Here is a 2,456-nt window from a genome sequence, read left to right as displayed (position 1 = left end):
TTAACGAATTAGCTAAATCTTCCATGATTGATTATCTCCACTTCTGCGAGCGCATAACGCCGCATTAAGGTGTGAGCAACGCGACCACAGACCTAAACCTTACCACCGTAAACACGAAACCCAACGATGGAATGAAAAATGCCAAGCGTTGGGAATCACTCTTAAATGCTTTGTTATGTTAATTTTTTGATGAAAATTCAACTTCTTGAGGTGTGTTTCGATCTTTTTCGCAGATAACGACGGTATTGGCGAGTTTGTCGTGCCACCCCTGTTTACGCTTGTCCCAAGCCACCCAAAATATACCTAGTCCAAGAGGGATTGTCGCTAGGATATACCCAAGGTATCTTACAATATACTGTTGAAGGGTAGGTTTATCGCCAGTTTTAGCGTCTACAATTTTCGCTGATATAGCCATTTTACCTGGTGTCGCTTGACGATAAAGCCAGAAACCAATGATCGCTACCAATGGAAAAATCCAGCTTAAAATCAGGTCAGCGAAGCCTTGTACTAACGCATCGTTGTCAAAATATGCCCAGCCATAAACCGCTACTAGAATCGGGTATGTAAGGACACAAATTATCACAGTATCGATTAGACTAGCACCAACTCGAGGCCAAAAACCTGAATATTCGTACAAATCACTCATTTTCGCGGGAACATTATCTTTCATATTGTTTACCTAGTTTATATAACCAACGTAAATACATGATACGTAATGTAATTTCTTTCTCAAGACAATATTCAATTAATTGCAACACGCTTCAATTAACATAACGCCGCGTTAAGTAGTGAGCAACGCGACCACGAAACTTAATCAGACCACCGTAAACACTAAACCCAACGATGAAATGAAAAATGCCAAGCGTTGGGAATCTGTCTTAAACGCTTTGTTAGGCATTATTTTCGACTTAGCGCCTTTTCCATTCGTTCTGAGTTTTTACTAGCCCTAACGTAACCTTTGTCCGAATACCAAGAAAAAAGTGCATTCTTATCAAGAGTTCGATCAAAGGGATACACATCAAACTGTAACTTTGTACACCCAAGATTAATCGCAACTTCTTCTGCCTTTTGAAGAAGTGCACCGCCTAAACTTTGATGCCGAAACTCAGGAAGTACGTATATTTCATAAATAAAACCAAGTGATTTATCACTCCAATCCTCGAACGATAAAAACGCAGACTCAAGACCATCACATTTTGCTATGAATTCAAGAGTTCGCCCACTTTGAGCCCTTTCTGCACGAGAACGAATTGTACTATTTTGTATTTCATTTAAGTTATTAACTTGATTTATTTCTATCACAAGACCTCCGAGGTACAACTGATGCCTAACGCCCTGTTAAGGGGTGAGCAACGCAATACCAATGCCGCCGCATACCACCTTAAACACTAAAATCAACGCAAAGTAAAAACGCCACGCGTTGCGAATCCCTCTTGAACAGTTTGTTAGCTTGCTGCTTTCCCCAGAAGTTTATTATTTATTTCAACGACTCCGAAGAATAAGATTATCCCTATACCTCCATTTAACACAGCCAAAGCCGATGGAATAAAGAAGGTTGAAAGCTCTTTAGCATTCACCGCAGGCACCAATATGAACTTAACGTTGCATAAGTACCAAAGTAAAACAGGTAACACCGAATAAGTACACCCTAGAACACGGCTAGACAGGCTTAAACTTGATTCCTTCAAAAACGCAAACACAAATCGAAATACCGTAAAAAGCCCAGCACTACCTAGCAAGAAGGTACCCAGCACACCGACAGCAAAACCAATAATTAATAGGTTTTCGCTTATATATAATTCCTGTAGTGCGGTAATGCCTAACAGCAAAGAAATAATTGATGTTACTCGGTAAGCCTTAATTTGTCTGATTCTCATTATCTCTCCCCAGAAAGCTAACGCCGCATTAAGGGGTGAACAACGCCACCACCCTACCTAAACCATTGTGCCGTAAACACTAAAGTTAGTTCAAACCAAAACTGCCAAGCGTTGTGAATCCCTCTTGAATGCTTTGTTAGTTGCCAAACCTAAAGCTTTGACTTGAAGTTAATTGCCGTTTTGCCAACACTAGTTTTATGTGCTTTGAAAAACTCAAATCAGGCGCAGTTTCAAAGCGTTTGTCACTGAAACCACTTGGACCACGCAACGCCGTAGAAAACGAACTGACAACACCAAAAAGACCTTTTGGAGAAACAATGCCACAAAGCTGACTTTCAACAAGTAAATCGGTTTCTGAAACGGAAAATCCAACCAAAAGAGAAACCTGAGAACGATTTTCACAAACCCAAACGATTGGAAATTGAAGTACGAAACCTCACTCAAAACACACTGACTTTAAACTCTAAACATTCTGCTTTGCTGCGTTTTCCTCATTGGCAACTAACGCCTTGTTAAGGTGTGAGGCACGCAATACCGTAGCCTCCGCATACCACCTTAAACCCTAAACCTAACGCATGG

4 protein-coding genes are annotated in these 2,456 nt (G+C 40.7%); all 4 read right to left on the bottom strand.

Annotation, left to right across the window (positions count from 1 at the left end; all coding sequences use genetic code 11):
• Positions 1-178 precede the first annotated feature (178 nt).
• Complete coding sequence (locus tag R7Q11_RS24550) at positions 179-670, bottom strand: RDD family protein (RefSeq protein ID WP_005377021.1); 492 nt, start codon at positions 668-670, stop codon at positions 179-181.
• Positions 671-897: 227 nt separating this feature from the next.
• On the bottom strand, positions 898-1,302 hold the full coding sequence (locus R7Q11_RS24545) for a GNAT family N-acetyltransferase (protein ID WP_182039731.1): 405 nt from the start codon (positions 1,300-1,302) through the stop codon (positions 898-900).
• A 143-nt stretch (positions 1,303-1,445) separates the two neighbouring features.
• Entirely contained in the window at positions 1,446-1,877 is a 432-nt protein-coding gene (locus tag R7Q11_RS24540) for a hypothetical protein (RefSeq protein ID WP_191116310.1), read from the bottom strand.
• A gap of 136 nt (positions 1,878-2,013) precedes the next feature.
• Positions 2,014-2,253, bottom strand: a complete 240-nt coding sequence (locus R7Q11_RS24535) for a hypothetical protein (protein WP_069492467.1) — start codon at positions 2,251-2,253, stop codon at positions 2,014-2,016.
• Positions 2,254-2,456 lie beyond the last annotated feature (203 nt).

This window comes from Vibrio sp. 970, assembly GCF_033339075.1.
Note: the sequence above shows the minus strand (reverse complement) of the source record. Positions and strands in the feature narration are given on the sequence as shown.